Source organism: Pollutimonas bauzanensis (assembly GCF_900129885.1).
Lineage (GTDB): Bacteria > Pseudomonadota > Gammaproteobacteria > Burkholderiales > Burkholderiaceae_B > Pollutimonas > Pollutimonas bauzanensis.
In genome coordinates this window covers 461,329-487,979 of record NZ_FQXE01000003.1, presented here as the reverse complement: position 1 = coordinate 487,979, position 26,651 = coordinate 461,329, and the positions used below count along the sequence as shown (strand labels likewise).

Sequence of the window (26,651 nt, the reverse complement as noted above, 5' to 3'; positions counted from 1 at the left end):
CGAGCGCGCCTGTACGGTATGCGCAACACTCGATCGGCTTAATGCAGAATCTGGCTCAGGAACAGCTTGGTGCGCTCGTTCTGGGGGTTGTCAAAGAAGGCGTCCGGCGTGTTTTCTTCGATGATTTCGCCCTGGTCCATGAAAATGACCCGGTCGGCGACCTTGCGCGCGAAGCCCATTTCATGCGTCACGCACAGCATGGTCATCCCGCTCTCTTCGGCCAGGCCCACCATCACGTCCAGCACTTCCTTGACCATCTCGGGGTCCAGCGCCGAAGTGGGTTCGTCGAACAGCATGATCTTGGGGCTCATGCACAGGGAACGCGCAATCGCCACGCGCTGTTGCTGGCCGCCGGAAAGCTGGCCCGGATACTTGGCGGCCTGGTCCGGAATGCGCACCCGTTCCAGGTACTTCATGGCCGCCGCTTCGGCTTCGGCGCGTGATTTCTTGAGCACCCATACCGGACCCAGCGTCAGGTTCTCCAGGACCGTCAGGTGCGGAAAAAGATTGAAATGCTGGAACACCATGCCGACGTCGCGGCGTATGGCCTCGATCTGCTTGAGGTCGTTGGTGAGCTCGACGCCGTCGACGATGATGGTGCCCTGCTGGTGTTCTTCCAGGCGATTGATGCAACGTATCATGGTGGACTTGCCGGAGCCCGAGGGCCCGCAGATGACTATCCTTTCGCCCCGCCCCACATCGAGATTGATGTTGCGCAGGACATGAAACTGCCCGAACCACTTGTTGACATCCTCCAGGCGGATAATGGCCTCAGACATGTCTGTACTCCCTTGTTTGAATCTGCGCCCGCACGGTTGCACATGTGATGTTGGTCACCGCTGATATCCCGTGCGCAAGTGCTTTTCCAGCGACTGGCTGTAGCGGGAAATCGAAAAGCAGAAAATGAAATAAATGAATGCGATGAACAGGTAGGCCTCGGCGCTGAAGCCGCGCCAGGCCGCGTCGGCGACGGCGGTCTTGGCGGCCTGCGTGAGGTCGAAGATGCCGATGATGACGACCAGGGAGGTATCCTTGAACAGCGAGATGAAAATCCCCACCAGCGGCGGTATCACTACCTTGAGGGCCTGCGGCAGGATGATCTTGCGCATCTGCTGCCAGTAGCTCAGGCCCAGCGAATCGGCGCCCTCGTACTGGCCTTTGGGTATGGCCTGCAGGCCGCCGCGCACGGTTTCCGCCACGTAGGCCGCGGCAAAGAGGATGATGGCGATCTGGGCGCGCAGCAGCTTGTCTATGCTGAAGCCTTCCGGCAGGAACAGAGGCAGCATGACCGAGGACATGAACAGCAGGCTGATCAGCGGCACGCCGCGTATGAGCTCGATGTAGATCACGCACAATGCCTTGACCGCGGGCATGTGCGAACGCCGGCCCAGAGCGAGCAGCAGGCCCAGCGGAAAGGCGAAGGCGATGCCGAAGGTGGCGAGTATCAAGGTCAGCGGCAGGCCGCCCCACCTGTCGTTTTCCACGTAGGTCAGGCCGAAGACGCCGCCCCACATCAAGAGCGCCACGGCGCTCAGGGCGACGACCCAGATCAGGAGCAGCGATGGCTTCCAGAACCAGCGCACGCAGCTGCAGGCGATCACGGCGACCAGAACGATGCTGGCCAGCAGTGGCCGCCACTGCTCATCGTAGGGATAAATGCCGAAGAGGATCAGGCGGTGCTTTTCGGCGATGAAGGCCCAGCAGGCGCCGCCGGAAGCGCGGCATTCCTGGGCGTTGGCGGCGTCGAAATTGGCGCGGATGAACAGCCATTCGACCATGGCGGGCACTATCATCAGCAGCAGCCACGCCACCAGGACGGTGAGCAGTGTGTTCAGGGGCGATGAAAACAGGCTGGCCCGCATCCACGCCATGACGCCTTGATGGGCGGCAGGCGGCGGAAGGCCGGGCGCTGTCGAGGTATTCAGGCTCATTTAGCGCTCCACCAGCGCAATGCGCTTGTTATACCAGTTCATGAAGATCGAGATCGACAGGCTCACGGTCAGGTAGGCCGCCATGATGATCAGGATGCCCTCGATCGCCTGGCCCGTCTGGTTCAGGGTGGTATTGACCACCGAGACGATGTCGGGGTAGCCGATAGCCACGGCCAGCGAACTGTTCTTGGTGAGATTCAGGTACTGGCTGGTCATGGGCGGCACGATGACGCGCAGGGCCTGCGGCAGGATGACCAGGCGCAGCATGCGGGCGCGGGACAAGCCTATGGCGCCCGCCGCTTCCCATTGCCCCTGGTTGACCGACTGTATCCCGGAGCGCACGACTTCGGCCACGAAGGCGGAGGTGTACATCACCAGCCCGGCCAGCAGCGCGGTGAATTCGGGCGACATCGACAAGCCGCCGATGAAATTGAAGCCCTTGAGCTCCGGCAGCTCGACCGTGAGCGACGCGCCGCTGAGCAGCCAGCCCGCGACGGGCAGGGCGATGAGCAGGGCCAGCCCCACGCGCACCAGCGGAAAGATTTTGCCGGTCGCGTCCTGGCGCTTCCTGGCCCAATGCGCGATGACCACGATGCCGACGATGGCCAGGGCCAGCCCCGCCACCATCCAGTCCAGCGCATCGCCCTGCAAGGACGGCAGTTTCAGGCCCCGGTTGGAAATGAATACCCCGGGCAAAGGATGCAGGGCCTGGCGCGGCCCGGGCATGCTTTCGGTGATGATGGCGTACCAGAAAAACAGCTGCAGCAACAAGGGGATGTTGCGCATGACTTCGATATAGGCGCTGGCGACGCGCGACAGCAGCCAGTTTTTGGAAAGGCGCGCGATGCCCAGCAATGTGCCGAACAAGGTGGCGGCGATGATGCCCACCACGGAGACGCGCAGGGTATTGATCAGGCCCACCCAGATGGCGCGGCCGTAGGTATCGGCCGGGGTATACGGAATGATGGATTCGCCGATGGCGAAGCCGGCCTCGCGATTCACGAAGCCGAAACCGGTCGATATATTGCGCGCGGCCAGATTGTAAAGCGTATTGGAAACCAGATACCAGACCGCGAGGCCCACGATCCCCAGTATCAGCCCCTGATAAATGATGGCCCTGACGCCAGGGTCATTCCATGATAAACGCCGTTTGGGCGCCTGAGGCAAAGGTGTTTTTTTCGTCGTCATAAACATTGAATCGTTTGGGGACCCTGACGCAGCACTCCCCTTTTTCAAAAGCCGGGCCGTCGCGGCCCGGCCTTCTTGCAGAGGCTACCCGCCTAGCGTACCGGCCAGCCGTACATCAAACCGCCGTCGCGCCATTGCGCATTCAGGCCGCGCTCCAGCTTCATGGGCGAATCCGTGCCGATATTGCGCGCGAAAGATTCGCCGTAATTACCGACTTGCTTGATGATGTTATACGCCCATTTATTGTCCAGCCCAAGGCCCTTGCCCATTTCGCCGGTCACACCCAGAATGCGCTGGATGTTGGGATTGGGGCTTTTGACCATTTCATCGACGTTCTTGGAGGTAATGCCGTACTCTTCGGCTTCGAGCATGGTGTTGAGGGCCCAGCGCACCACCATGAACCAGGGGTCGTCGCCCTGGCGCACCATGGGGCCCAGGGGCTCTTTGGAGAAGTCCTCGGGCAGGATGACATGGTCGTCAGGCTTGGACAGGGTGGAACGCGTCGTGGCCAGGCCGGATTTGTCCGTGGTGTAGGCATCGCAGCGGCCCGCCTCGTACGAACGCATGGCTTCGTCGGGGTTGTTGATGACCACGGGCTTGAATTCCAGCTTGTTGGAACGGAACCAGTCGGCCAGGTTCAGTTCCGTCGTGGTGCCAGGCTGCACGCAGATCGCGGCGCCGCCCAGTTCCTTGGCGCTTTTCACACCCAGGCTGGTCTTGACCATGATGCCCTGGCTGTCGTAATAGTTGATGCCCGGCGTCATCAGGCCCAGTGTGGTGTCGCGCGTCATGGTTGCCGTCGTGTTGCGCGTCAGCACATCGATTTCGCCCGACTGCAGCGCCGTGAAGCGTTGCTGGGTAGTCTGCGCCACCGCCTTGTATTTCTTGGCGTCGCCGAACATCATGGCAGCTACGGCCCTGCAAAGATCGACGTCGATGCCGGTCCATTCGCCTTTGCTGTTGGCCAGGGAAAAACCGGGCAGCCCGGTGTGTACGCCGCACTGGACAAAGCCCTTTTTCTTGACGGCGTCCAGGGTTTCGCCGGCATTGGACGCAGCGGCAAAGAAAAACAGCGATGCGCCCAGCGCGGCCGCTTTAATTAGTTTCATGGATCATTCCTTGCGTTGGTTCGAATTGATTAACACGGCATACAATTACGCTTGTGCCGCTAGCGTTCGAATCGTAGCCGTTGGTATCCATTAAAAACATGGGGGATATCCCTTGCGACGCCTGGGGCCGACCCCCCTGACACTCGCTATACTCTGCATCTATGCGCTCGCCCGGCAGCCGGTAAGCCTTTACTATAAGGCAGGCCTTAACACTTATGTCACTATGATCGAATTTCAGCACGTTTTTAAATCGTACGGGCGTGGGCGGAATATCCTGGCGGATATCAATTTCCGGGTCGAGCCCGGCGAATTCGTCTTCGTCTCCGGCCCTTCGGGCGCCGGCAAGTCCACCCTGCTGAAACTGATAGGCGGCCTGGAGCCGCCCAGCCGGGGCACGGTGCATGTCAATGGCCACCGCATCGACAAGATGCCGTCGCGCGCGCGCCCCTACCTGCGGCGCGCCGTGGGCGTCATCCTGCAGGACACCCATCTTCTGTACGACCGCAACGCCATCAACAATGTGCTGCTGCCCCTGGCCGTAGCCGGGCTGGAAACCCGGCTGGCCGGCACGCGGGCGCGCGCCGCCATGGAAAAAGTGGGGCTGTCCGGCAAGGAAGACCTCAATCCCATCGAAATGTCGGGCGGCGAACAGCAGCGCCTGGCGATCGCGCGCGCCATCGTCAACCGTCCCGCGATCCTGATCGCCGACGAACCCACCGCCAACCTGGACCAGGAAAGCGCCCGGCGCATCATGGAGGTGTTCCGCGACTTCAACCGCGTGGGCGTGACTACCTTGATCGCCTCGCACGACCAGGCGCTCATGGCCGCCTACACATCGCGCACCTTGCGCATCGATGCGGGCCGGTTCACCGACACGCCGGGGGTGAAGCAATGAGCCGCTGGCTGCGCCAACATCGCTATGCCTGCCTGGTGGCCTTGCGCCGCCTCTGGTCCCAGCCTTTTTCATCACTCTCCAATATCCTGGTCATCAGCCTGACCCTGGCGATTCCGATTATCGCCGCCTCGGTGCTGGTATCGGCGCAGCCCGTAGTCAGGCAGATTCCGGTGTCGCCCGAAGTGACGCTGTTCCTGCAGCCGGGAGCGGCGGCCGGCAGCGCCGCCCAGCTGGCCCGGCGGCTGCAGGACGAGCACCCCCAGGAGATCCAGGCCGTGCGGGTCGTGGCGCGCGAAGACGCCCTCAAGACGCTCAAGGCCAATCCCTCCTGGGCCGACGCCCTTTCGGTGCTGCCCAGCAATCCCCTGCCCGACGCGGTCGTGGTCACCCTGCACGAAAGCGCCGGCCTGGCCAAACAGGCCAGCGCGCTGGCGCAGGAATGGCGCCAGCTCGATCACGTCGATTCGGTGCAGCTGGACAGCGAGTGGGTCCGGCGGCTGGAGGCCATACTCGGCTTCGTGCGCATCGGCCTGGGGCTGCTGGCCATCGGGGTGGCGCTGGTGGTGCTGGCCACGGTGTTCAACACGGTGCGCATGCAGGCTCTTACCCAGCGCGAAGAAATCGGCGTGGCGCGGCTGGTGGGCGCGACGGAATCCTTCGTGCGCCGCCCTTTCCTGTACCTTGGCGCCCTGACCGGCGTGATTTCCTGCCTGGTCGCCATCGCCCTTTCCGCGCTGGCGCTCAACCCGCTGAACGCGGCGCTGGCGCGCCTGGCCAATAGCTATGGCACGCAGGTGGTCTTGCGCCTGCCCGAAAGCCTCAACCTGCTATTGGCGGTCGTGATCGTGGCCATCCTGGCCGCCTTGTCGGCGCGCTGGTCCGTGACGCGCAATACCCGCTTCTGATGTTCTTGAACCAGGAACCGCGGCTGGCCGAGTTCGCCGGCGCCGTCGTCGAGTGGCAAAAGCGGCACGGCCGCCACCACCTGCCATGGCAGGGCACGCGCGACGCCTACCGGATATGGCTGTCGGAAATCATGCTGCAGCAGACGCAGGTGGCCACGGTCGTGGGCTATTACGAGCGCTTCCTGTCCCGCTTCCCCGACATTCCCGCCCTGGCGCGGGCCAGCCAGGACGAGGTCATGCCTTACTGGGCGGGGCTGGGCTACTATGCCCGCGCGCGCAATCTGCATCGCTGCGCCCAGGAGCTCGCCGCCCATTGGGACGGACGGTTTCCGGACACTCCCGAGCAGATCGCCACCTTGCCGGGCATAGGCCGGTCGACCGCGGCGGCCATCGCGGCCTTCGCCTATGGCACGCGCAGCCCCATCATGGACGGCAACGTCAAACGTGTATTCACGCGCTATTTCGGCATTTATGGCGTAAGCAGCCAGCGCGCCACGGAGCAGCTGCTGTGGAAGACGGCCGAGGAGGCCGTGCAAGCCGCCCCCGCCGCTCTGGACATGGCCGCCTATACGCAGGGGCTGATGGACCTGGGCTCGGACTGCTGTACGCGCGGGCGCCCGGACTGCGCCCGCTGCCCTTTGCAGGCGGGGTGCTATGCCTATGCCCATGGCGTGCAGCACGAGCTTCCCACGCCGAAGCAGAAGAAGGCCAGCCCGGAGCGCGAGTGCAAGATGCTGATTTTGCACCAAGAGGGGAGCGTCCTGCACCAGGCGGGAAGCATTCTGCTGGAACAGCAGTTGTCGCCGGGCATATGGGGCGGCTTGTGGAGCTTGCCGCAATATGGCGACGCTTCGGCATTGGAAGTCGCCTGTAGCAATTGGGGCCAGCCCAGCAATCAGGCGCAGAAGATGGCGGGCCTTTTGCATACCTTCACCCATTTCAAGCTGCACATAGAGCCCTGGTATGTGCAATGCGCCGCAACCGTGGTTGCCGAGCCAGGGCCGCGCCAGGCGTGGGTGCCGGTGGAAAAGCTGGCCTCCACCGCCCTGCCCGCCCCAGTCAGGAAGATCCTGGGCGGCCTGTTCGATCTATAGAGCGGCAGTGGCGCTTGCCGCCTTGCTGATGCCGGCGCAGCAAGTGTTTTACATGCCGCTGTCGTGCATTGGCGAGTGTTTTTGTGTTTAACACGCCGCTGGCTTTATGCTTAACACGCTGTGCTGGCTTATGCTTAACACGCCGCTTGGCTGTTGGGGGTGTCCTTAACACGCCGCTGGCTTTATGCTTTATACGCTGCGCCGGCTTATGCTTAACACGCTGCTTGGCTGTTGGGGGTGTCCTTAACACGCCGCTGGCGCGGTGGTGGAAGGTAGCGGTCCGCGTTGCCTGGTCCGCCGCCCTGCGCGGCGGACCCCGCCTCGCCTCGCTCGTCCGCGCCTTCGCGCTTCCTTCGCGGCCGGCTCGCTCGGCCCCGGACGGACCGCTACCTTCCACCACCGCGCCAACGACTGCATCGCGAGTTTTGGATCTCTGCTGGGACGGGCTGGGTGCTTGGCATTCTTGCGTAATGGTTGCGGCTGGCAGAAGAGCTTGCGCGCTCGCCCTGCGCGGGCCGCCAGCCGGCCCGCTTGGGCATTGGGGCGGGTATGACCCGATACCAGCAGCCGTCCCATCAACCCGATGTCCAGGCGCCGTGGGCGGGTGTGGGTTGGGCGAAATGTTGAGCAAGCCGCGCAGGCGGCCTGTTTCCGGGAGGCAAGCCCGCGCTTGTCTGAGCGAGACGCTTACGGACAGCCGGGGGCTGTCCGTTCCGCGAGTTCGCGGGCGCCCGGAAACAGGTTGACTGCGCGGGCAGTCACGGGCGAAGCCCGGGACCGCAGCGATATTGAGCCCAGCCCACACCCGCCCACGGCGACGGGTTTAGAACTAGACCTCCGATACAACCCCACAGCGTCAGGTCAAGAACACCATGATCCACACCAACCCACAGCGCCAGATCTAGAACGCTGTAACGGTTTGCATACGCGGCATTTCTTCATTCCGGTAGCTGCTGACCAAAGAATTGAAGAAGCCGCCAAATGAAACGCGGAGCCCGTCACTGCCGCACGGGACGATAACGGCTGATGCTCATCAATATCCCGCAAGCTATCCCCAGCGTCAGCAAAGCCGTTCCGCCGTAGCTCATGAAAGGCAGCGGCACCCCCACCACAGGGAGTATCCCCGTCACCATCCCCACATTCACGAAAACATACACAAAAAACATCATGGACATCGACCCCGCCAGCAGCCGCCCGAACTGCGTATGGGCGCGCGCCGCGATCGCCAGCCCGCGCAGGATCAGCAAGGCATACAGCACCAGAAGCATGATTCCGCCATACAGCCCGAATTCCTCGGCGTAAACCGCGAAAATGAAGTCCGTCGTGCGCTCCGGAATGAAATCCAGGTGGGATTGGGTGCCCAGCATATAGCCCTTGCCGTAAACCCCGCCAGAACCCACCGCGATCATAGACTGTATCGTATGAAAACCCTTGCCCAGGGGATCGGAACTGGGGTCCAGAAGCGTGCACACCCGGTACTTCTGGTAATCGTGCAGAATCACCCAATCCACACCGGGCTGGCATATCTGGCCCTCGTAATAGACCAGCGTGCCCACCCCCACCACCATCAGAAACGCAATCGGCATCAGCAACTTGAAAGACAGGCCGCCGAAATAAATGACGCAGAACCCCGAGGCGAACACCAGCAGGGCCGTGCCCAGGTCGGGCTGCAGCACGATCAAGGAAAAGGGGATCACCAGCAGCACGCCCGCCACGAAAAAATCGAGCACCCGCAGGCGGCCCTGGTTGCGATGGAAATACCAGGCCAGCATCAAGGGCACCGAAATCTTCAGCATTTCGGACGGCTGTATGCGCACCACCCCCAGGTTCAGCCAGCGCGTCGCGCCCTTGCTCGTTTCGCCAAAGAATTCCACGCCCAGCAGCAGCACGACGCCGATGACATAAAAATAAGGCGCCAGGCGCATGAGCACGGGAGGCGGCGTCATCGCCGCCAGCCACAGGCAGGCGAAGGCGATCAGGAAATTGCGCAACTGGTCGGCAAAGCGCCAGTCGGTTCCGCCCACCGCCGAATGCATGACGGTCATGCCCAGCACCGCCATCAGGATCAAAAGCGCCAGCAAGGGCCAGTCGAAGGCCGTGAGGGCCTTGATGGCCCACTGCACAATACGCTTCATGGAGTACCCCGCGATTGAGTCCGCATAGCGGAGGATTTGGGCGCGGGCTCGTCATCCGGCTCGGCCGCGTCGTTGTCCTCCGCCGTCTCGGGCAGGTCCTCGGGGCGCGCCACGGCATCCAGCGATTCGCCGCTGGCCCCTTCCTCTTCGCCGGCGGCCGCTTCTTCCGGCGCCGCCGCCGGAAGGCCGGGATAGCGGTCGCTGGCCAGGCGTTCCGCCGAAAGCCAATAATCGAATACCGTGCGCGCCACCGGGGCGGCGACCGTCGCCCCCCAGCCGCCGTTCTCTATGATCAGCGCCACGGCGATCTGCGGATCTTCCACGGGGGCGTAAGCCATGAACAAGGCGTGGTCGCGCAAACGCTCGCTGACCGCGGCGCTGTATTTCGCCCCTTTCAGGCTGTACACCTGGGCCGTGCCGGTCTTGCCGGCGGCCTGATAGGACGCTCCGGCAAAAGCCCTGCGCGCCGTGCCCTTGCGCATCACATCCGCCATGGCGTTGCGTATGACATTCAGGTTCTCCGGCTTCAACGCTATCGTGTAGGACGGCTTGGTCACCGTGCGGGTCGTCTTGCCGCTCTGGGGGTTTTCAACCAGGCTTACCAAGTGCGGCTTCATATATGTCCCGTCGTTCGCCAGCACGGCCGTCGCCTGGGCCAGCTGCAACAGGGTAAAGGCGTTGTAGCCCTGTCCCACCGCCACCGACACCGTTTCACCCGCGTACCAGCGCTGCTGCGCCGGTTTTTTGTATGCCTGGCGCTTCCATTCGGTGGAGGGCAATACGCCGCGGCGCTCGCCTTCCAGGTCGATGCCCGTGATCTGCCCGAAGCCGAATTGCTTGCTGAAGTCGTGCAAGGCGTTCACGCCGATCTCCGGCCCGAGGGAGAAAAAATACGTATCCGAAGACACGACGATGGCGCGGTGCAGGTCGGTAGGCCCGTACGCGGCGCCGCCCGCGTTGCGAAAGCGCTGCCCGCCGAATTCGAAATAGCCGGGATCCGAAACGCGCTGGGTCGCCGTGCGCTTGCCCAGTTCGAGCGCCGCCAGGCCGACAAACGGCTTGTAGGTCGAACCTATCGGATAGGTGCCATACAGCGGCCGGTTGATCAGCGGATGGTCGGGCGATTCATTCAGCTTGCGCCAGCTTTCGACATCGATGCCGTCTATGAAAAGATTGGGGTCGAAGGAAGGCGCCGACACAAATGCCAGCACATCGCCGGTCTTGGGCTCTATGGCCACCAGCGCGCCGCGCTTGCCCGCGAATTGCCTTTCCGCCTCTTTCTGCAGGCCGATATCGATGGACAGCACCAGGTCGGACCCCGGCACCGGATCTATGCGGCTCAGGGTGCGCACCGGGCGCCCCGACGCCGTCACCTCGACCTCTTCCACGCCCGTGCGTCCATGCAAGGCCTCTTCCCAGGTCTTTTCTATGCCCTTCTTGCCTATGGTGTTGCTGCCGCGGTAATTGCCCAGCTTGCCTTCCTCTTCGAGCTTGGCGAGATCGCCCTCGGAAATCCTGCCCACATAGCCCAGCACATGGGCCGCCGATTCTCCCTGCGGATATTCCCGGACCCAGCGCGCGCTCAGTTCGACGCCGGGGAACTTGTAGGAATGCGCCGCAAACCAGGACGCTTCCGTATCGTTCAGATTATTGCGCAGCAGCACCGGCGTATAGCGGCCATTCTGGCTGATGTGCTGGAAGAACCGGCGGCGATCGCTGTGGCTCAGATAGACCAGTTGCCCCAGCGAGTCCAGCATCTCGTTCATGTCGGTCTCGACATTGGCCGGTATGACCGAAAGCGTGTAGTCGCGGTAGTTCCGGGCAAGCACCACGCCATTGCGATCGACGATTTCCCCGCGCCGCGGCGGAATGGGAACGACCGCTATCCGATTCTGGTCTGCGCGCGCGGCCAGGCCCTCGTAGCGCACCACCTGCAGGAACCAGAGGCGGCCGACCAGCGCGCCAAAGCACAGCAAGGCAAAGATGCCCGCCACCCAGACGCGGATGAAAATCCGCCGTTTCTGGTTATGTGTGGTTTTCTTGAACTCGAACATAAGTGATGAGCGCCGGCGCCGCGCGGGCTAGGCCGAGCCCGACTCGGTTTCGTCCAGGCGCCGCTGCGGCATGTGCAGCAGCACATCGGCGAGAGGCCACAGCGCCGCGGTGAACAACGCCGACCACAGCCACTGCCATCCCGTCCACTCGCCGGCCAGCCAGGCGTGGGCCAGGCGCGCCACCGCCTCGGCCAGCACGAAGACCGGGACCATGTGTATCGCCTGGATGATGGAGTTGAAGCGCTGCAGCCTGCGGCTGAGCAGCAGCGCGCCGTATGCGACCAGGGTGTAGGTGAGCGCCTGCTCGCCCATCAGGGCGCCATCGTGCACGTCCATGAAAAGGCCGAAGCAGAATGCCGCCAGCATATTGACGCGTTGCGGCTCGTGCAGGCACCAGAAGGCGATCACCAGCAGCAGCAAATCGGGCGCGGGCTGCCACAAGCGCCACGGCAGAAGAGAGATGAGCCAGACGAGCAGCAGCGTGATCCAGATGAAGACTGGACCGGACGGGCGCTTGAAAGGCGAACTGTCGATGGGCTGCAGCGAACTCAGCGATGAACGCCTGTGCCCCGCCATCGGGGCTCTATTGTCCGGCTTGCGAACCATTCGGGGAACTCTCTTGAGTGGGCTCCGGCGTCGACACATCGACGCGCAGGACCAGGAAATGACGGTGCCTTTCAGGATGAGACAAGGGCGTGGCGACGGCCAGGGCAAAGCCCGAGGCCGCATCGCGGTCGACCCGGTCGACCTTGGCAACGGACAGCCCGGCCGGAAACAGGCCGCCGATGCCGCTGGTAACCAGCGTATCGCCGGGTTCGAGGTCGACATTGGCGGTCAGATAGCGCACCTCGACCTTGCCCGAGACATTACCACCAAAAGCAATCAGGCGCAGCCCATTGCGCAGCACCTGGACCGGAATGGACACTTTGTCGTCCGTAAGCAAAGCGGCTTCGGAGGTGAAGGGCGTGACCCGCACCACCTGCCCCACGATGCCGCCCTCATCGATCACCGGCATGCCGGGACGAATGCCGCTGGATGAACCCTTGTTGAAAACCAGATGATGCGAAAAGGCATTGGGGGGCTCGTAGAACACCTCGACCGCCACCGACGGCTGGGTCACCGCGTCGGCGACTTTGAGCAGGCGCCGCAATTGCTCGTTTTCAGCCGCCAGCTGGGCCGCGTGGGTGGATATCTGGGCCAGTTCGATGCGCTGGCGCTGCAGGGCTTCCTTCTCGGTGCGCGCCAGCGCCGCCGCATCGGTCCAGTTGTTGATGTGTTCGATGGCGTCGCGCGGCGCGAGCATCAGGCGCTGGAAGGGATACAGCACGACCGAGATGGCCTGCCTGGCGGGGTCCAGGACGCGCCAGCGGGAATCGACGAGCAGCAGGCTGAGGGCCAGGACGACGAACACGAACAGGCGGAATTCAACGGTGGGACCGCGCTTGAATAGCCTTATCGTGCCATTTTCTTGCATGGGATAGTCGCAAAGCGCCTTGATCTTCCCGGCGCCCATGAATGGACGCCCGGCTTTCTTGCCGAACCGGATTTAATCGTAAATGAATACCGTGCCAAGGCGCTCCAGGTGTTCGAGCGCCTCGCCGCAGCCGCGCACCACGCAGGTGAGGGGATCGTCTGCAACCACCACGGGCAAGCCGGTTTCTTCCTGCAGCAGGCGGTCCAGGTCGTGCAGCAGCGCGCCCCCGCCGGTCAGCGCAATGCCCTTGTCGGTGATGTCGGCGCCGAGTTCGGGGGGAGTCTGCTCCAGGGCGGTCTTGACCGCCGATACGATCTGGTTGAGCGGGTCGGTGAGGGATTCCAGGATTTCGTTGGAAGAAACCGTGAAGCTGCGCGGCACCCCTTCAGACAGGTTGCGGCCCTTGACTTCGATCTCGCGGATTTCGGAACCCGGGAAGGCGGAGCCGATTTGCTTCTTGATGAGTTCGGCCGTGGGCTCGCCTATCAGCATGCCGTAGTTGCGGCGTATGTAATTGATGATGGATTCGTCGAATTTATCGCCGCCCACCCGCACCGAGCCCTTATAGACCATGCCGCCCAGGGAGATGATCGCCACTTCGGTGGTGCCGCCGCCGATATCCACCACCATGGAGCCGCTGGCGTCCGAGACGGCCAGCCCGGCCCCTATGGCCGCAGCCATGGGCTCTTCGATGAGATATACCTGGCTGGCCCCCGCGCCCAGCGCCGATTCGCGGATGGCGCGGCGCTCGACCTGGGTGGAGCCGCAGGGGACGCAGACGATGATGCGCGGGCTGGGGGCGAACATGCTGCGCGGATGCACCATGCGTATGAATTGCTTGAGCATCTGCTCGGTGACCGTGAAGTCGGCGATCACGCCGTCTTTCATGGGGCGGATGGCCTCGATGTTGCCCGGCACCCGGCCCAGCATCTGCTTGGCCTCGCGGCCGACCGCCTGGATTATCTTTTTGCCATTGGGGCCGCCTTCATGGCGGATGGCGACGACCGAAGGTTCGTCCAGCACAATGCCCTTGCCGCGAACATAAATCAGGGTATTGGCGGTACCGAGATCGATCGCCATATCGGTGGAGAAATAACTACGCAGGAATCCGAACATGGGCGCTCAGTGAAATCAGGATTGAAAAAAATAGTTAATTCGGAAATGTTTCCACCGCCTAAGCGGGAGCCAAAATTTGGCTAGCGAATTAAACCAACAATGATAACTTATAATTCCCATTTGATAAGGTCGAATAACAGCATATTATGTTCTGTAACCAACGAGTTCCCTGGACGTTGCAAGTTACTACATTCGATCTGGATTCCCTTCTATTTAAGACACCAATGGCAATTACCCAGCAAGATGTGGCCCGGATCGCCCGGCTCGCACGCATAGAACTTTCGCCCGGCGAAACCGCCCGCGCCCAGCACGACCTGGACGGCATGCTAGGCCTGATCGAGAAATTGCAGGCCGTTGACACCGCGGGCGTCGAACCCATGGCCCATCCCCTGTCGGCGCACCAGGAAATCCGCCTGCGCCTGCGGCCGGACGCCGCCGCCCCCACCAGCACGCTCGCCCAGCGCCAGGCCCTGATGGCAAACTCCCCCGCCGAGGACGATGGCCTGTTCCTGGTCCCCACGGTTATCGAGTAATCCATGTCAAGCACACCTCTGCACACCGAATTCGGCAGCATCGCATCCCTGCGCGGCGCCTTGCGGGAACGCAAGCTCAGCGCCCGCGAACTGGCGGCCAGCGCGCTCGACGCCGCCCAGGCCGACACCAGCCTGAATGCCTTCCTGCATATCGACCCCGAACTGACGCTGGCCCAGGCCGATGCGGCCGACAAGCTGCTCGCCGGCGGGCTGGCCGCGCCCCTGGCCGGCATACCCATCGCCCACAAGGATGTGTTCGTTACACAGGGCTGGCGCACCACCGCCGCCAGTAAAATCCTGGCCGGCTATGTCAGCCCCTTCGATGCCACCGTGGTGAGCCGCCTGCAACAGGCCGGCGCGGTGTCGATAGGCAAGCTCAACTGCGACGAATTCGCCATGGGTTCGGGCAATGAAAACTCGGCTTTCGGGCCGGTCAGGAACCCCTGGGACCACAGCGCCGTGCCGGGCGGCTCCTCGGGCGGCTCGGCGGCGGCGGTGGCCGCCGGCCTGGTCATGGCCGCCACGGGCACCGACACCGGCGGCTCCGTGCGCCAGCCCGCCGCCCTGTGCGGCGTCAGCGGCATCAAGCCCACCTACGGCACGGTTTCGCGTTTCGGCATGATCGCCTACGGTTCCAGCCTGGACCAGGCCGGCCCCATAGCCCGCCACGCCCGGGACCTGCTCGAACTGCTGGACCCCATGAGCGGCTTCGACGCGCGCGACTCGACCAGCCTCGAGACCTGCGACGGGGTGGACAACGCCCCGGGACGCATACGCGCCGACTTCGACGCCGCCGTCCAGGCGCAGGACGCCGCCGGCGCGCAAGCCCTGAAGGGCCTGCGCATAGGGGTGCCCGCGGAATTCTTCAATGGGGGGCTGGCCGCCGATGTGGCCGCGGCCGTCGAAGCCGCCTTGCTGACGTTCGAATCCCTGGGCGCGGTGCGCGTCGGCATTTCGCTGCCTCTCACCGAACTGTCGATTCCCACTTACTACGTCATCGCGCCGGCCGAAGCATCGAGCAACCTGTCGCGCTACGATGGCGTGCGCTACGGCCACCGCGCCGCCCAATACCGCGACCTGGCCGAGATGACCAGCCGCTCGCGCACCGAAGGCTTCGGCGCCGAGGTCATGCGGCGCATCATGGTGGGCACCTACGTGCTCTCACACGGCTACTACGACGCCTATTACCTGCAGGCGCAACGCGTGCGCCGCATGATCGCCAATGATTTCCGGCAGGCGTTCAGCCAGCATTGCGACGTCATCATGGGGCCGGTGACTCCCGGCGTGGCCAAGCATATCGGCGACAACCGCGAAGACCCCACCGCCGACTGGCTGGCCGATGTCTACACGCTGGGCGTCAGCCTGGCCGGCCTTCCCGCCATGTCCATACCTTGCGGCTTTGGCGGCCCCGCGCGCCCCCTGCCCGTCGGTCTGCAGATCATCGGCAATTATTTCAACGAGGGCCGCCTCCTGGCCATAGCGGACCGCTTTCAGCAGGTCACCGACTGGCACCAACGCAAACCGGGACAGCAATAATGGAATGGGAAATCGTCATCGGGCTGGAAACGCACACGCAGCTTTCCACCGAATCCAAGATTTTTTCTGACAGCAGCACCCGCTACGGCGCGGCCCCCAATACGCAGGCCAATGAAGTCGACATGGCGCTGCCGGGCAGCCTGCCGGTCCTGAACCAGGGCGCCGTCGAGCGCGCCATCCAGTTCGGGCTGGCGGTCGGCGCGCACATTGCGCCGCGCTCGATCTTTGCCCGCAAGAACTATTTTTATCCGGACTTGCCCAAAAACTACCAGATCAGCCAGTTCGAGATTCCGGTCGTGCAGGGCGGCACCATCAGCTTCTTCGTGGGCGACGAGGAAAAGACCGTCAACCTGACGCGCGCCCACCTCGAGGAAGATGCGGGCAAATCCCTGCACGAGAACTTCACCGGGCCGCATGGCGAATCGTCCACGGGCATAGACCTGAACCGCGCCGGCACGCCTTTGCTGGAAATCGTCTCCGAGCCCGAAATGCGCTCGGCCGCCGAAGCGGTGGCCTATGCGCGCGCCCTGCACGGGCTGGTCGTCTGGCTCGGCATCTGCGACGGCAATATGCAGGAAGGCTCGTTCCGCATCGATGCCAATGTCTCCGTGCGGCCCAAGGGCCAGCAGGAGCTGGGCACGCGCAGCGAGGTCAAGAACGTGAATTCCTTCCGCTTCCTGGAACGCGCGATTCTTTACGAGGTCCGCCGCCAGATCGAGCTTATCGAGGACGGCGGCAAGGTCGTGCAGGAAACCCGCCTGTATGATTCGGAGCGCGACGAAACACGCAGCATGCGCAGCAAGGAAGACTCGCACGATTACCGCTATTTCCCCGACCCCGACCTGCCGGCGCTGGTGATCGAGCCTGAATGGATAGCGCGGGTCATAGACGCGATGCCGGAGCTGCCCGCCCAAAAGCGCCTGCGCTTCGAGCGCGAGCTGGGTCTGAGCAGCTACGATGCCGCCCAGTTGACCATGGGCCGCGCCAGTTCGGACTATTTCGAGGAGGCCGCGGGCCGGTTGCCCCAGGGCCAGGCCAAGCTGGCCGCCAACTGGGTACTGGGGGAGCTGTCGGCGGCGCTGAACCGCGACGAGATCGACATCGGGCAAAGCCCGATCAAGCCCGCCGCCCTGGCTGCGCTGCTGGCGCGCATCATCGATGGCACGATTTCAAACAAAATGGCGCGCGATGTGTTCGCCGCCATGTGGACGGGCGAGAATGGCGGCGACGCCGACGCCATCATCGCGGCCCGCGGCCTGAAGCAGATCAGCGACAGCGGCGCGATCGGCGCGATGATAGACGAGGTGCTGGCGGCCAATCCCGCCATTGTCGAGGAGTTCCGGGCGGGCAAGCAGAAGGCCTTCAATTCGCTGGTCGGCCAGGTGATGAAGGCGGCCAAGGGCAAGGCCAATCCGCAGCAGGTCAATGATCTGCTCAAGGAGAAGCTGGGCTGAGGGTTTTGGGGTACGGGGATTCTTGGTTGGTGGTTCTTGCGGGAAGTCCATCGTTCTGAATACGCTCCTTTTCAGATGCGGGCTTGTCTTGGCGTGGCTGCGGGTTCTGCGGGTTCTTGGCACGGCTGCGGGTTCTTGACACGCCGCTGTCGCGGTGGTGGAAGGTAGCGGTCCGCGTTGCCTGGTCCGGCGCCCAGCGCGCCGGACCCCGCCTCGCCTAGTTCGTCCGCGCCTTCGCGCTCCCTTCACGATCGGCTCGCTCGGCCCCGGACGGACCGCTACCTTCCACCACCGCGCCAACGACTGCATCGCGGGTTTTGTACCTCTGCCGGGACGGACTGGATGCTTGGCATTCTTGCGCGATGGTTGCGAGTGGCGGAAGAGCTTGCACGCTCGCCTGGCGCGGGCCGCCAGCCGGCCCGCGCCAGGCATTGGGGCTGGTATGTCCTACGATGTTGTATTGCGCTTGAGATCAAAAACACCATGAACGGCATCTGGCGATTAATAACAACAGCCTGCCAACCGATCAACCCGAATGCCAAAAGGCGATCCGGCGGGGATCGACTTTTTGGCGGCCCCGCAAGATCTTCGGCCAGCCGCCGACACCACAGAAAAATGCCAAGCACCCTACCCGTCCCAGCGGCCTGGCAAGCGGATGATGCGCAGTGGGTCGGGTCCTGGGGACCTGGTGGCGCGACGGCACGCCAAAAGAAGCGCTACGAAGATACCCCGTACCTCGCCCGATACTCCGCGACCGCCGCCCGGTGCTCGGCCAGGCCGGCATCGTCCTCCAGCAGCGCCATGATATCCGCCAGCGATGCGATGCTGACCACGGGAATGCCGTAGGTATTGGCCACATCCTGCACCGCCGAATGCGCCGACAAAGCGTCATCCGGGCCCGCGCGCTCCATGCGGTCCAGCGCTATCAACACCGCCGCGGGCTCGGCGCCCGCCTGGCGGATGATCTCGACCGACTCGCGCACCGAAGTGCCGGCCGTGATCACATCGTCGATGATCACCACTTTGCCCCGCAAAGGCGCGCCGACCAGTATGCCGCCCTCGCCGTGGTCCTTGGCTTCCTTGCGGTTGAAAGCGAAGGGCACATCGCGCCCGCCCCGGCCTGGATGATTCGCCAGCGCCACCGCCGTCGCCGTCGACAGGGGAATGCCCTTGTAGGCCGGCCCGAACAACATGTCGAAGGCGATGCCCGAATCCACCAGGGCCTGGGCATAGAACTGGGCCAGGCGCCCCACTGAAAAACCCGAATTGAACAAGCCCGCATTGAAGAAATATGGGCTCATGCGTCCCGATTTGACCTTGAATTGGCCGAACTTCAAGACACCCTGGTCCAGGGAAAAGCGAACGAAATCGGTACGGTGCGAGGAGTCGGCCATGATCAGTCAAGGAAAGGAAAAGCGACATTATCGATCATAATCGGGGGCCGCCCAGCGATTGCGTCACAAAATCGATGAAAGTGCGTACTTTGGGCGTCAGATATTTGCGGCTGATATAAGTGGCATACAGTTCCTGCGGCGCCTGACGGTATTGCGGCAGCACCTGGACCAGGCTGCCCGAGGCCAGATCCTCGTCGACCAGCCAGCCGGGCAAAAAACCTATGCCTACGCCGGCCCGGACCGCATGGTAAGAATACGTGGAATCATCGGACTTCATCAACGGCGCCAGGCGTATCAGCACCTTGCCCTTCGGTCCCTCGAATTCGAAACCCTCGGTCTCCAGATAGCTGGGCAGAATGGCGCCATAGCCGGCCAGGTCCGCCAGGCTTTCCGGCGTGCCGGCGCTTTTGAAATAAGCCGGCGCCGCCACGAGATGGAACTGGATGGCGCAGATCCGGCGCACGATCAAATGGGGCGAGGGATCGCGCGTCACGCGCAAGGCCAGGTCGTAGCCCTCGGCCGCCAGGTCCACCTTGCGATTGGAAAACCGCAGGTCCAGCATGACGTCGGGATACTGCTTCTGATAGGCGGCCATGGTCTGGACGACGCGCGGATTGGCGAACCAGACGGGGGCCGTGACCTTCAACGCGCCGCGCGGGGCTTCGACGCTGCGGCCAATCGCGGCGGCCGCGAGCTCCAGGGTTTCGAGCGCGGCGCGGCACTGTTCGTGATACAGGTTCCCGGCTTCGGTCAGGCTGACGCGCCGGCTGGTGCGGTTTAGCAGCCGCACGCCGAGCTCGCGTTCCAGATGCGCCATGTGCTTGCTGACCATGGGCGCGGACAGCGACAGCCTATGGGCCGCGGCGACAAAACTGCCGGCGGCGGCGATTTCACAGAATACGCGCAAGCTGAGCAAGGTATCCATCGTTTCCTCTTTGGAAATGAATTAATAATAATACTGGCGTATATTTCTTATGGATTATTCATTAAACTTTCTTGCTACGGATCATTGACTTTTTCAACTCCATAATCTTCGGGATATCATCATGACGAACTACTGCACCATCTGGACTCCCCGCGTGCTCAGCATCCTGCGCATTGTCAGCGGCTATCTGCTTTTGGCGCACGGCACCACCAAGATATTGAGCATTCCCGCCACACAAATGTCCGGCGTGCCCATCGCGTCCTTGTCCGGTGTCGCGGGGCTCATCGAGCTGGTTTTCGGCGCCCTGCTGGTCATCGGCCTGTTCTCGCGGATTGCCGCATTCATCGCGTCCGGCTTTACCGCCGCGGCCTATTTCATCGGGCACGTCGCCGCCAAGGGCAGCCTCCTGCTGCCCCTGCTGAACGGCGGCGAGACCGCCGTGCTGTTCTGCTTCATTTTCCTGTACATAGTCTTCGCCGGCCCCGGCCCATGGAGCGTGGACGCCTTGCGCCGCAAGGCTTGAGGCTCGCCCTGCAATCCTGACCCCAGCCCCGGCCGGCCAGGCCGGGGCTACCCGGAACACATCATGAAGCTCCCCGTTTATTTTGTTTCGCACGGCGGCGGCCCGTGGCCCTATATTCCTGAGATGCAGGCCAGCAACGCCAGGCTGGCCGCATCCCTGGCCGACATCCCCAGGCAAATCGGCAGCAAGCCGAATGCCATCCTGATGGTCTCCGCCCATTGGGAAACCCGGGGGGCCTTCGCCGTCATGGGCAGCCCCAGCCCATCCATGCTCTATGACTATTACGGCTTTCCGGCGCATACCTACGAAATACAGTACCCCGCGCCGGGCTCGCCCGAACTGGCCGGCCGCGTGGCGCAGCTGCTGTCGGATGCCGGGCTGGCGGCCGACACCGATACAACCCGCGGGTTCGATCACGGGGCTTTCGTCCCGGCATTCGTCATGTACCCCGAGGCCGACGTTCCCATGGTCCAGCTGTCCATCGACGCCGGCTACGACCCGGCGCTGCACCTGTCCGCGGGCCGGGCGCTCGCGCCGCTGCGCAAGGAAGGCGTGCTCATCGTCGGCAGCGGCCTCAGCTACCATAATCTGCGCCAGATCTATGGCGGCGGCTCCGCGGCATCCGCGCAGTTCGACGCCTGGCTGCAGCAGGTATTGCTGGATGCGCCGCCGGAACAGCGCGCCGGGCTTCTCGAGCGCTGGACGAGCGCCCCCGCCGCCCGCCTGGCGCACCCCCGCGAAGACCACCTGATTCCCCTCATGGTGGCCGCCGGGGCCGCTGAAAGCGACGCGGCAGCCTGTGTATATCATGAAAGCCAGGCATTTGCGGGCATCACGGCATCGAGCTTCCGCTTCGGTTAAAGTCTACGCTTCATTCGATTCGAGAGTAAAACGATGCTACGCGTGATATCAGCCAACCTGAACGGCATACGTTCGGCCGTCAGCAAAGGTTTCCTGGACTGGATCGCATCGCAGGATGCCGACTTCATCTGCATGCAGGAACTCAAGGCCCAGGTCGACAACATGACGACCGACATGCTCAATCCTCCGGGCTATTACGGCTATTTCCACTATGCCGAAAAGAAAGGCTATAGCGGCGTCGGCATGTATGCCCGCCGCCAGCCGCTGCAGGTCATAGAAGGCCTGGGCGTGCCGGAAATCGACGCGGAGGGCCGCTACCTGGAGCTGGTGTACGAGAACCTGTCGATAATCTCGCTATACCTGCCGTCGGGCTCCAGCGGCGACCACCGCCAGGCCGCCAAGTATGTCTTCATGGAGCATTTCTTCGGCCACCTGGCCGAGCTTGCCAAATGCGGGCGCCAGGTCATCCTGTGCGGCGACTGGAACATCGCCCACAAGGAAATCGACCTGAAGAACTGGAAAGGCAATCTGAAGAACAGCGGCTTCCTGCCGGAAGAAAGGGCCTGGCTGACCAAGGTGTTCGACGAGCTGGGCTGGATGGACGTCTACCGCCAGCTGTTTCCCGAGGCGACCGGCGACGCCTACACATGGTGGAGCAACCGCGGGCAGGCCTGGGCCAAGAATGTGGGCTGGCGCATCGATTATCAAATCGCCACGAAGGACATAGCCGCCACGGCGAAAGCCGCGTCGATCTACAAAGAACAGCGCTTCAGCGACCATGCGCCGCTGACGATAGATTACGGCATCTCGCTATAAAAGCTGTTGCGGGCGGGCGGTCTTATCGCCTTGCCCGCCAGCTTGCCATAGCTGCTATTATCGTTCGCACGCGGCGCCTTCGGCCATTGTCGACTTAATCGGACATGCAGACTTCCCTGAAGGCTGACGATGACATCCAACCAGATCCATACCTTGCGACCGATCGATATTCCGGCCGGCGCGCCGGACGAACGGTTCGACGGCCTGACCCGTCTCGCCCGGCGCCACCTGGGCGTCGCCATCGCGCTCATCTTTTCGGCCGAAACGGACCGGCGGCGGCTCCGCTCATGCGACGGATGGGATTTCGGCGCAACCCCGCCCGATCTATCGGCTTTCGCCCAGGCGGCCCAGGGCGCAACGGCGCTGGCGGTTCCCGATACCCTGGCCGACCAGCGCTTGCGCGGCCATCCGCTGGTGCTCGGGCGGCCATTCATTCGCTTCAGCGCCGCATGCCCCTTGCTTGCTTCCAGCGGCGGCAGCCTCGGCGACTTCTTCCTGTTCGATAAGCAGCCCCGGCAACTCGATGACGAACAGCTCGAATTCCTGCGCGACCTTGCCCGGCTGGCAAGCGCGGCCATCGAACACGAGCTGGGCGCAGCCAGGCTGGAAAACGAAGAACACATTCTGCGTGAAAGTGAAAGAAGAATGGCGCTGGCCATTGCGCAGAGCGGCACCGGGATTTGGGACCGCAATGTTCAGACGAATGAAATTTATTATTCGGCGGGCTGGAAAGCGATACTCGGCTACGAGGATTCGGAACTCAGCAACCTGGTCGCCGACAGCTACACGCGCGTCCATCCCGACGACCTTGCTTATGTCCAGGCAACGATACAGGACCACTTCGAGCGCAAGACGGCGAGCTATGAAGTGGAGCACAGGCTGCGCTGCAAGGACGGCGGCTACAAGTGGGTGTCTAGCCGCGGCAAGGTGACCAGCCGCGACAGCGACGGAAAGCCCCTGCGCATGATAGGCACGACGACCGATATCACGGCCATGCGCGCGATGTCCGACAGGCTGCGCCAGACGGCCGACCTGATCACCAGCCTGACCAATGAAGTTCCCGGCCTGGTCTTTCAGTATCGGCGGCTGGCCGGCGGCGAATCCTTCTTCTCCTACGCCAGCGCGGGCATCCGGGACATGTACGAGCTCGAACCGGACCAGCTCGCGGCCAGCGCGGCGGCGCTGGAGCGGATCATTCACCCGGACGATCTTCCCGCCTATCACGCCTCGCTCGACACATCCGCCGCCTGCCTGGCGCCATGGCATCTCGAATACCGCGTCCAGCTGCCGCGGCAGGGCTTGCGCTGGCGCCAGGCGCACGCCCGGCCCCGCCGGCTGGAGGACGGCGGCACGCTGTGGCATGGCTTCATCACCGACGTGACAGAGCGCAAGCGCATAGAGGCCGAGCTGCAGGAGTTCGCGACCACCGATTTCCTGACGCAGTTGCCGAACCGCCGCTATTTCATGGCGCAGGCCGAAGCGGAGCTGGCGCGGATCCGCCGCGACAATGGCAAATCCGCGGCGGTGCTGATGTGCGACCTGGACCATTTCAAGTCGATCAACGATAAATGGGGGCATACGATAGGCGACCTGGCCCTCAGGCAATTCGCGGCCATTCTGGGCGGCCAATTGCGCAAGACCGACGTGGCGGGCCGCGTCGGCGGCGAAGAATTCGCCGTCATGCTGCGCGGCGCCGACTACGCCGAGGCGGCCGCCTTCGCCCGGCGCCTGCAGCAGCGGATTGCGGCAGCGCCGCTGCTCATGTCCGAGCAGCCTATCGTGATGACCGTGAGCGTCGGCATCGCCGCCATGAACGCCAGCGATGCGGACGCCGACCTGTCGCTTGCCCGCAGCGACATGGCGCTCTACCGCGCGAAAGAAGGCGGCCGCAACCGGATAGAATGCCATTGACGGAGCGCGCTCATTCGGCCGCCACGGCGGCGGGGTCGGGCGCCTCGCCATCGGGAGCCTTTTTTTTGCGCATCAGCCACAAAAAGGGAAGGGCCAGCACGGTGAGCCAGAACATGAGCCGGAAGTCGTCCAGGTACGCGATGAACGATGCCTGGTTGTACAGCATGGCATCCAGCCCGGCCAGGCCGGCCGTGGTGCTCAAGTCGAAGGCCCGCGACAGCGCGTCGGGGCGGGACACCAGCGTATCGGCGGTGACATACGCGGCCAGGGAGCTGTGCATGATCGCGGTATTGCGCGCCAGCAAGGTCTGCATGGCCGAAATCCCTATGCTGCTGCCTATATTGCGCGACAGGCTGTAGATGGCCGTGCCTTCGGGGCGCAAGTGCTTTTCCAGCGTGGAGAAAGTCATCGTGGTCAGCGGCACGGAAGTGAACCCCAGCCCCAGGCCCTGCACGAATCCCGGCCATGCGACATCCCATTCGGTGATCTGCGGCGTGTAGGCCGCCATTTGCCATAAAGACGCCGCGGTCAGGCCGAAACCCAGCGCGACGATCAGCCGGCTGTCGACGCGGCCCACCATGCGCCCCGCGAAAAGCATCGAAACCATGGTGCCCACGCCTGTGGGCGCGGTGACCAGCCCGGTCGTCATGACCGGATAGCCCAGCAGTGTCTGAAGCAAGGGCGGCAGCAGCGCGCGCGTGGCGTACAGCAGCAGGCCGAGCAGGAAATAGAAAGCCAGCCCCGTCACGAAATTGCGGTCCCGCAGCAGCTTCAGATTGAAAAAGGAATCGCTGCCGCTGGTGGCCGTATGCACGATGAAGAAGGTGAGCGCAATGACGCAGCACGCGGCTTCTACGCGTATTTCTATCGAGCCGAACCAATCGGCCTGCTCGCCGCGGTCCAGGAACAGCTGCAGCATGCCGATGGCAATGGCCAGCATCGAAAAGCCGAACCAGTCGAAGCGCGAGAGCAATTTCGACTTGGCTTCATGAACATAGTAATAGACGCCAAGAAAAGACAGAATCCCGACCGGAAGATTGATCAGGAAAACCCAGCGCCAGGTGAAATTGTCAGTCAGCCAGCCGCCCAGGGTCGGCCCCAGCACGGGCCCCAGCATCACCCCCATGCCCCAGACCGCCATCGCCCTGGCATGTCGTTCGGGCGGGTTGATGTCCAGCATCACGGCCTGCGACAGCGGCACCAGCGCCGCGCCGAACAGGCCCTGCAGCAGCCTCGCGGCGACGATTTCCAGCAAGTTCCCGGCGATGCCGCACAATAGCGAGCTCGCCGTGAAGCCGGCGATGGAAATCAGGAAAATGGTCTTGCGGCCATAGCGGCCGGACAGCCAGCCGGTGACAGGCGTGGCGATCGCCGCGGCGACGATATACGAAGTCAACACCCAGGTGATCTGGTCCTGCGACGCCGACAGGCCGCCCGCCATATGCGGCAGCGCGACGTTGGCTATCGTGCTGTCCAGCGTCTGCATGATGGTGGCCAGCATGATGGCCAACGTGATCATGAAACGTTTCGGTTCCGGAGAAAACGCGCGGGAGTCGGTCACTATAGCGCCTGAAGGTTGAACTAATAACGTCCGTTACTACATAAGTAAAAAAAATCCGGCCGATGGATCATTACCCAAGCTTGCGCAGGAGTTTGCGCAGCAGGCGCTCGAATTCGTCTATCTCGGCCGCATCGAATTCTTCCAGCGCCCGCCTGACGTAGGCGCGGCGCGAGGGCAGGACAGCCTCCACGAACGCCCTGCCGTGTTCCGTCAACTGCAGGAATAGCTGGCGCCGGTCGCTCGGATCGACCACCCGCTGCACGAAACCGTGGCGTTCCAGGTCCCTGGCCACCCGGGTGCTGTTGGTGCGCGATGAGTTCATGAATACACTCAGCTCCGAGGGCCTGAGCCGATGATCCCTGCTGGCATAGATCACCACCAGCGACGTCCACAAAGTGGTGTTCAGGCCGTGTTCCTTGAACGGCTCGTCCATGTAGTCATTGAGCCGCAGCGCCACATGCTGGAACAGGCGCGCAATGACAGATTCGCGCATGGCGGTGCGCGAAGACAGACGCAGGGAAAGATCCTGCATGGCCTGCTCGAATGCCTGGAAGGATGAAGTCTTGTCCATATAGTAACGTATGTTATTACATTTCCATGATTCCGTGGAATCCGATTGTTTATTCCAAAAACATCAATAGACTACGGCTATCATCCTATGAAATCCATATGATTATTCATAAAAATGGAAATATGTATCCACGGTACTAGGGTTTATCCTGACATGAATCGGTCACATACTGGCTCCATCGAAACACGGTTTGCATGGCACGCATTTCGCAACCAGCGCCGCGCCCTTTCGGTCCTTTTTAATTGATATTGGAGTCAGTATGAAAACCCTCGTCAGCGCCCTTATGATATCCGCTACTGTATTCGCCGCCGCAGCCCAGGCGGCCGACGAACCCGTCAAGACGCGCGCCCAGGTGGCCGCCGAACTGCAACAGGCCCAATCGGCCGGCCTGCTCAGCCATGGCGAACTGGATTATCCGCCCGCCCTCCCCGCCGCCAGCGGCGAAAGCCGCTCGCGGGTGCAGGCCGAACTGGCCGCCGCCATCAAGGCCGGACAGATCAGCACCGGCGAACTGGACTACCCGCCCGCGGCCACTGATGACCACAGCTCCAAGACGCGCGCCCAGGTCAAGGCCGAACTCTTCGATTATGCGTCTACCCACGCCGAGCCCCGGATCGAGGCCTAGCCATCGCAGCAATGCGGCGCCTTCATCGGCCGGCACGGCT

At 63.1% G+C, this 26,651-nt stretch carries 24 protein-coding genes; 11 read left to right on the top strand and 13 right to left on the bottom strand.

Annotated elements, in window-relative coordinates:
* Window positions 1-38: 38 nt before the first annotated feature.
* The 4 genes from BUB23_RS08160 to BUB23_RS08145 all read right to left on the bottom strand — a co-directional run bounded on the left by BUB23_RS08160 (window position 39) and on the right by BUB23_RS08145 (window position 4,228).
* The gene (locus tag BUB23_RS08160; protein ID WP_073102584.1) at window positions 39-779 is read right to left on the bottom strand and encodes an amino acid ABC transporter ATP-binding protein; all 741 of its coding nucleotides are present in this window, start codon (window positions 777-779) and stop codon (window positions 39-41) included.
* 54 nt (window positions 780-833) lie between these two features.
* Window positions 834-1,931 (bottom strand): amino acid ABC transporter permease, encoded by a 1,098-nt coding sequence (locus BUB23_RS08155; protein WP_073102583.1) that lies wholly within the window; start codon window positions 1,929-1,931, stop codon window positions 834-836.
* Window positions 1,932-3,125 carry an amino acid ABC transporter permease gene (locus BUB23_RS08150; protein ID WP_073102582.1) on the bottom strand — a complete coding sequence of 398 codons (1,194 nt, stop codon included), beginning with the start codon at window positions 3,123-3,125 and terminating at the stop codon, window positions 1,932-1,934.
* Between the two features lie 86 nt (window positions 3,126-3,211).
* Window positions 3,212-4,228, bottom strand: a complete 1,017-nt coding sequence (locus BUB23_RS08145; RefSeq protein ID WP_073102581.1) for an amino acid ABC transporter substrate-binding protein — start codon at window positions 4,226-4,228, stop codon at window positions 3,212-3,214.
* A gap of 223 nt (window positions 4,229-4,451) precedes the next feature.
* Between BUB23_RS08145 and BUB23_RS08140 the strand changes: the two genes are divergently transcribed.
* Genes BUB23_RS08140 through mutY form a run of 3 tightly spaced genes read left to right on the top strand, consistent with a single transcriptional unit; the run spans window position 4,452 to window position 7,122 of the window.
* On the top strand, window positions 4,452-5,123 hold the full coding sequence (locus tag BUB23_RS08140; protein ID WP_073102580.1) for a cell division ATP-binding protein FtsE: 672 nt from the start codon (window positions 4,452-4,454) through the stop codon (window positions 5,121-5,123).
* Window positions 5,120-6,028: a cell division protein FtsX gene (locus BUB23_RS08135; protein WP_073102579.1), complete on the top strand. Its 909-nt coding sequence runs from the start codon at window positions 5,120-5,122 to the stop codon at window positions 6,026-6,028. The genes BUB23_RS08140 and BUB23_RS08135 overlap by 4 nt, the downstream gene beginning before the upstream one ends.
* A complete protein-coding gene (mutY, locus tag BUB23_RS08130) occupies window positions 6,028-7,122 on the top strand; it encodes an A/G-specific adenine glycosylase (RefSeq protein WP_073102578.1) in 1,095 nt (364 codons plus the stop codon). Before BUB23_RS08135 ends, mutY begins: the two co-directional genes overlap by 1 nt.
* A 998-nt stretch (window positions 7,123-8,120) precedes the next feature.
* Here the strand turns inward: mutY and rodA are convergent.
* The 5 genes from rodA to BUB23_RS08105 form a co-directional block, all read right to left on the bottom strand.
* Window positions 8,121-9,257 carry a rod shape-determining protein RodA gene (rodA, locus tag BUB23_RS08125; RefSeq protein WP_073102577.1) on the bottom strand — a complete coding sequence of 379 codons (1,137 nt, stop codon included), beginning with the start codon at window positions 9,255-9,257 and terminating at the stop codon, window positions 8,121-8,123.
* Window positions 9,254-11,311, bottom strand: a complete 2,058-nt coding sequence (mrdA, locus tag BUB23_RS08120) for a penicillin-binding protein 2 (protein ID WP_084135883.1) — start codon at window positions 11,309-11,311, stop codon at window positions 9,254-9,256. Before mrdA ends, rodA begins: the two co-directional genes overlap by 4 nt.
* Before the next feature lie 27 nt (window positions 11,312-11,338).
* Window positions 11,339-11,887, bottom strand: a complete 549-nt coding sequence (mreD, locus tag BUB23_RS08115; RefSeq protein ID WP_245801200.1) for a rod shape-determining protein MreD — start codon at window positions 11,885-11,887, stop codon at window positions 11,339-11,341.
* A gap of 7 nt (window positions 11,888-11,894) precedes the next feature.
* Window positions 11,895-12,785 carry a rod shape-determining protein MreC gene (mreC, locus tag BUB23_RS08110; RefSeq protein ID WP_073102700.1) on the bottom strand — a complete coding sequence of 297 codons (891 nt, stop codon included), beginning with the start codon at window positions 12,783-12,785 and terminating at the stop codon, window positions 11,895-11,897.
* Window positions 12,786-12,857: 72 nt separating this feature from the next.
* Complete coding sequence (locus tag BUB23_RS08105) at window positions 12,858-13,901, bottom strand: rod shape-determining protein (protein WP_073102575.1); 1,044 nt, start codon at window positions 13,899-13,901, stop codon at window positions 12,858-12,860.
* Window positions 13,902-14,125: 224 nt separating this feature from the next.
* On the opposite strand from BUB23_RS08105, the gene gatC reads away from it, so the two are divergent.
* The 3 genes from gatC to gatB are packed head-to-tail and all read left to right on the top strand — an operon-like array spanning window position 14,126 to window position 17,424.
* The gene (gatC, locus tag BUB23_RS08100; RefSeq protein WP_073102574.1) at window positions 14,126-14,434 is read left to right on the top strand and encodes an Asp-tRNA(Asn)/Glu-tRNA(Gln) amidotransferase subunit GatC; all 309 of its coding nucleotides are present in this window, start codon (window positions 14,126-14,128) and stop codon (window positions 14,432-14,434) included.
* Between the two features lie 3 nt (window positions 14,435-14,437).
* Window positions 14,438-15,970 (top strand): Asp-tRNA(Asn)/Glu-tRNA(Gln) amidotransferase subunit GatA, encoded by a 1,533-nt coding sequence (gene gatA / locus BUB23_RS08095; protein WP_073102573.1) that lies wholly within the window; start codon window positions 14,438-14,440, stop codon window positions 15,968-15,970.
* Window positions 15,970-17,424 carry an Asp-tRNA(Asn)/Glu-tRNA(Gln) amidotransferase subunit GatB gene (gatB, locus tag BUB23_RS08090; protein ID WP_073102572.1) on the top strand — a complete coding sequence of 485 codons (1,455 nt, stop codon included), beginning with the start codon at window positions 15,970-15,972 and terminating at the stop codon, window positions 17,422-17,424. The genes gatA and gatB overlap by 1 nt, the downstream gene beginning before the upstream one ends.
* Window positions 17,425-18,140: 716 nt before the next feature.
* Here the strand turns inward: gatB and pyrE are convergent.
* On the bottom strand, window positions 18,141-18,818 hold the full coding sequence (gene pyrE, locus BUB23_RS08085) for an orotate phosphoribosyltransferase (protein ID WP_143160912.1): 678 nt from the start codon (window positions 18,816-18,818) through the stop codon (window positions 18,141-18,143).
* Window positions 18,819-18,852: 34 nt separating this feature from the next.
* Window positions 18,853-19,743, bottom strand: a complete 891-nt coding sequence (locus tag BUB23_RS08080; RefSeq protein ID WP_073102570.1) for a LysR substrate-binding domain-containing protein — start codon at window positions 19,741-19,743, stop codon at window positions 18,853-18,855.
* Window positions 19,744-19,864: 121 nt separating this feature from the next.
* On the opposite strand from BUB23_RS08080, the gene BUB23_RS08075 reads away from it, so the two are divergent.
* The 4 genes from BUB23_RS08075 to BUB23_RS08060 all read left to right on the top strand — a co-directional run bounded on the left by BUB23_RS08075 (window position 19,865) and on the right by BUB23_RS08060 (window position 23,854).
* Window positions 19,865-20,266: a DoxX family protein gene (locus BUB23_RS08075; protein ID WP_073102569.1), complete on the top strand. Its 402-nt coding sequence runs from the start codon at window positions 19,865-19,867 to the stop codon at window positions 20,264-20,266.
* 63 nt (window positions 20,267-20,329) lie between these two features.
* Window positions 20,330-21,127, top strand: a complete 798-nt coding sequence (locus tag BUB23_RS08070; RefSeq protein WP_073102568.1) for a DODA-type extradiol aromatic ring-opening family dioxygenase — start codon at window positions 20,330-20,332, stop codon at window positions 21,125-21,127.
* Window positions 21,128-21,160: 33 nt separating this feature from the next.
* Entirely contained in the window at window positions 21,161-21,943 is a 783-nt protein-coding gene (locus BUB23_RS08065) for an exodeoxyribonuclease III (RefSeq protein ID WP_073102567.1), read from the top strand.
* Between the two features lie 129 nt (window positions 21,944-22,072).
* On the top strand, window positions 22,073-23,854 hold the full coding sequence (locus tag BUB23_RS08060; RefSeq protein ID WP_073102566.1) for a sensor domain-containing diguanylate cyclase: 1,782 nt from the start codon (window positions 22,073-22,075) through the stop codon (window positions 23,852-23,854).
* Between the two features lie 10 nt (window positions 23,855-23,864).
* On the opposite strand, the gene BUB23_RS08055 is transcribed toward BUB23_RS08060, so the two are convergent.
* Both BUB23_RS08055 and BUB23_RS08050 read right to left on the bottom strand, forming a co-directional pair.
* Window positions 23,865-25,373: a DHA2 family efflux MFS transporter permease subunit gene (locus BUB23_RS08055; RefSeq protein ID WP_143160911.1), complete on the bottom strand. Its 1,509-nt coding sequence runs from the start codon at window positions 25,371-25,373 to the stop codon at window positions 23,865-23,867.
* Between the two features lie 112 nt (window positions 25,374-25,485).
* Window positions 25,486-25,986: a MarR family transcriptional regulator gene (locus tag BUB23_RS08050; RefSeq protein ID WP_073102564.1), complete on the bottom strand. Its 501-nt coding sequence runs from the start codon at window positions 25,984-25,986 to the stop codon at window positions 25,486-25,488.
* Between the two features lie 259 nt (window positions 25,987-26,245).
* Between BUB23_RS08050 and BUB23_RS08045 the strand changes: the two genes are divergently transcribed.
* Entirely contained in the window at window positions 26,246-26,611 is a 366-nt protein-coding gene (locus BUB23_RS08045) for a DUF4148 domain-containing protein (protein ID WP_073102563.1), read from the top strand.
* Window positions 26,612-26,651: the final 40 nt, after the last annotated feature.

What these genes read in the sequence shown, in the direction of transcription:
- mreD (WP_245801200.1), bottom strand. Translation starts at nt 11,887, where the DNA reads ATGGCGGGGCACAGGCGTTCATCGCTGAGTTCGCTGCAGCCCATCGAC.
- BUB23_RS08160 (WP_073102584.1), bottom strand. Translation starts at nt 779, where the DNA reads ATGTCTGAGGCCATTATCCGCCTGGAGGATGTCAACAAGTGGTTCGGG.
- mrdA (WP_084135883.1), bottom strand. Translation starts at nt 11,311, where the DNA reads ATGTTCGAGTTCAAGAAAACCACACATAACCAGAAACGGCGGATTTTC.
- BUB23_RS08080 (WP_073102570.1), bottom strand. Translation starts at nt 19,743, where the DNA reads ATGGATACCTTGCTCAGCTTGCGCGTATTCTGTGAAATCGCCGCCGCC.
- gatA (WP_073102573.1), top strand. Translation starts at nt 14,438, where the DNA reads ATGTCAAGCACACCTCTGCACACCGAATTCGGCAGCATCGCATCCCTG.
- BUB23_RS08145 (WP_073102581.1), bottom strand. Translation starts at nt 4,228, where the DNA reads ATGAAACTAATTAAAGCGGCCGCGCTGGGCGCATCGCTGTTTTTCTTT.
- gatB (WP_073102572.1), top strand. Translation starts at nt 15,970, where the DNA reads ATGGAATGGGAAATCGTCATCGGGCTGGAAACGCACACGCAGCTTTCC.
- BUB23_RS08140 (WP_073102580.1), top strand. Translation starts at nt 4,452, where the DNA reads ATGATCGAATTTCAGCACGTTTTTAAATCGTACGGGCGTGGGCGGAAT.
- BUB23_RS08065 (WP_073102567.1), top strand. Translation starts at nt 21,161, where the DNA reads ATGCTACGCGTGATATCAGCCAACCTGAACGGCATACGTTCGGCCGTC.
- BUB23_RS08055 (WP_143160911.1), bottom strand. Translation starts at nt 25,373, where the DNA reads ATGATCACGTTGGCCATCATGCTGGCCACCATCATGCAGACGCTGGAC.
- BUB23_RS08060 (WP_073102566.1), top strand. Translation starts at nt 22,073, where the DNA reads ATGACATCCAACCAGATCCATACCTTGCGACCGATCGATATTCCGGCC.
- gatC (WP_073102574.1), top strand. Translation starts at nt 14,126, where the DNA reads ATGGCAATTACCCAGCAAGATGTGGCCCGGATCGCCCGGCTCGCACGC.
- BUB23_RS08075 (WP_073102569.1), top strand. Translation starts at nt 19,865, where the DNA reads ATGACGAACTACTGCACCATCTGGACTCCCCGCGTGCTCAGCATCCTG.
- BUB23_RS08050 (WP_073102564.1), bottom strand. Translation starts at nt 25,986, where the DNA reads ATGGACAAGACTTCATCCTTCCAGGCATTCGAGCAGGCCATGCAGGAT.
- BUB23_RS08070 (WP_073102568.1), top strand. Translation starts at nt 20,330, where the DNA reads ATGAAGCTCCCCGTTTATTTTGTTTCGCACGGCGGCGGCCCGTGGCCC.
- BUB23_RS08045 (WP_073102563.1), top strand. Translation starts at nt 26,246, where the DNA reads ATGAAAACCCTCGTCAGCGCCCTTATGATATCCGCTACTGTATTCGCC.
- rodA (WP_073102577.1), bottom strand. Translation starts at nt 9,257, where the DNA reads ATGAAGCGTATTGTGCAGTGGGCCATCAAGGCCCTCACGGCCTTCGAC.
- BUB23_RS08135 (WP_073102579.1), top strand. Translation starts at nt 5,120, where the DNA reads ATGAGCCGCTGGCTGCGCCAACATCGCTATGCCTGCCTGGTGGCCTTG.
- BUB23_RS08150 (WP_073102582.1), bottom strand. Translation starts at nt 3,125, where the DNA reads ATGTTTATGACGACGAAAAAAACACCTTTGCCTCAGGCGCCCAAACGG.
- mutY (WP_073102578.1), top strand. Translation starts at nt 6,028, where the DNA reads ATGTTCTTGAACCAGGAACCGCGGCTGGCCGAGTTCGCCGGCGCCGTC.
- BUB23_RS08105 (WP_073102575.1), bottom strand. Translation starts at nt 13,901, where the DNA reads ATGTTCGGATTCCTGCGTAGTTATTTCTCCACCGATATGGCGATCGAT.
- mreC (WP_073102700.1), bottom strand. Translation starts at nt 12,785, where the DNA reads ATGCAAGAAAATGGCACGATAAGGCTATTCAAGCGCGGTCCCACCGTT.
- BUB23_RS08155 (WP_073102583.1), bottom strand. Translation starts at nt 1,931, where the DNA reads ATGAGCCTGAATACCTCGACAGCGCCCGGCCTTCCGCCGCCTGCCGCC.
- pyrE (WP_143160912.1), bottom strand. Translation starts at nt 18,818, where the DNA reads ATGGCCGACTCCTCGCACCGTACCGATTTCGTTCGCTTTTCCCTGGAC.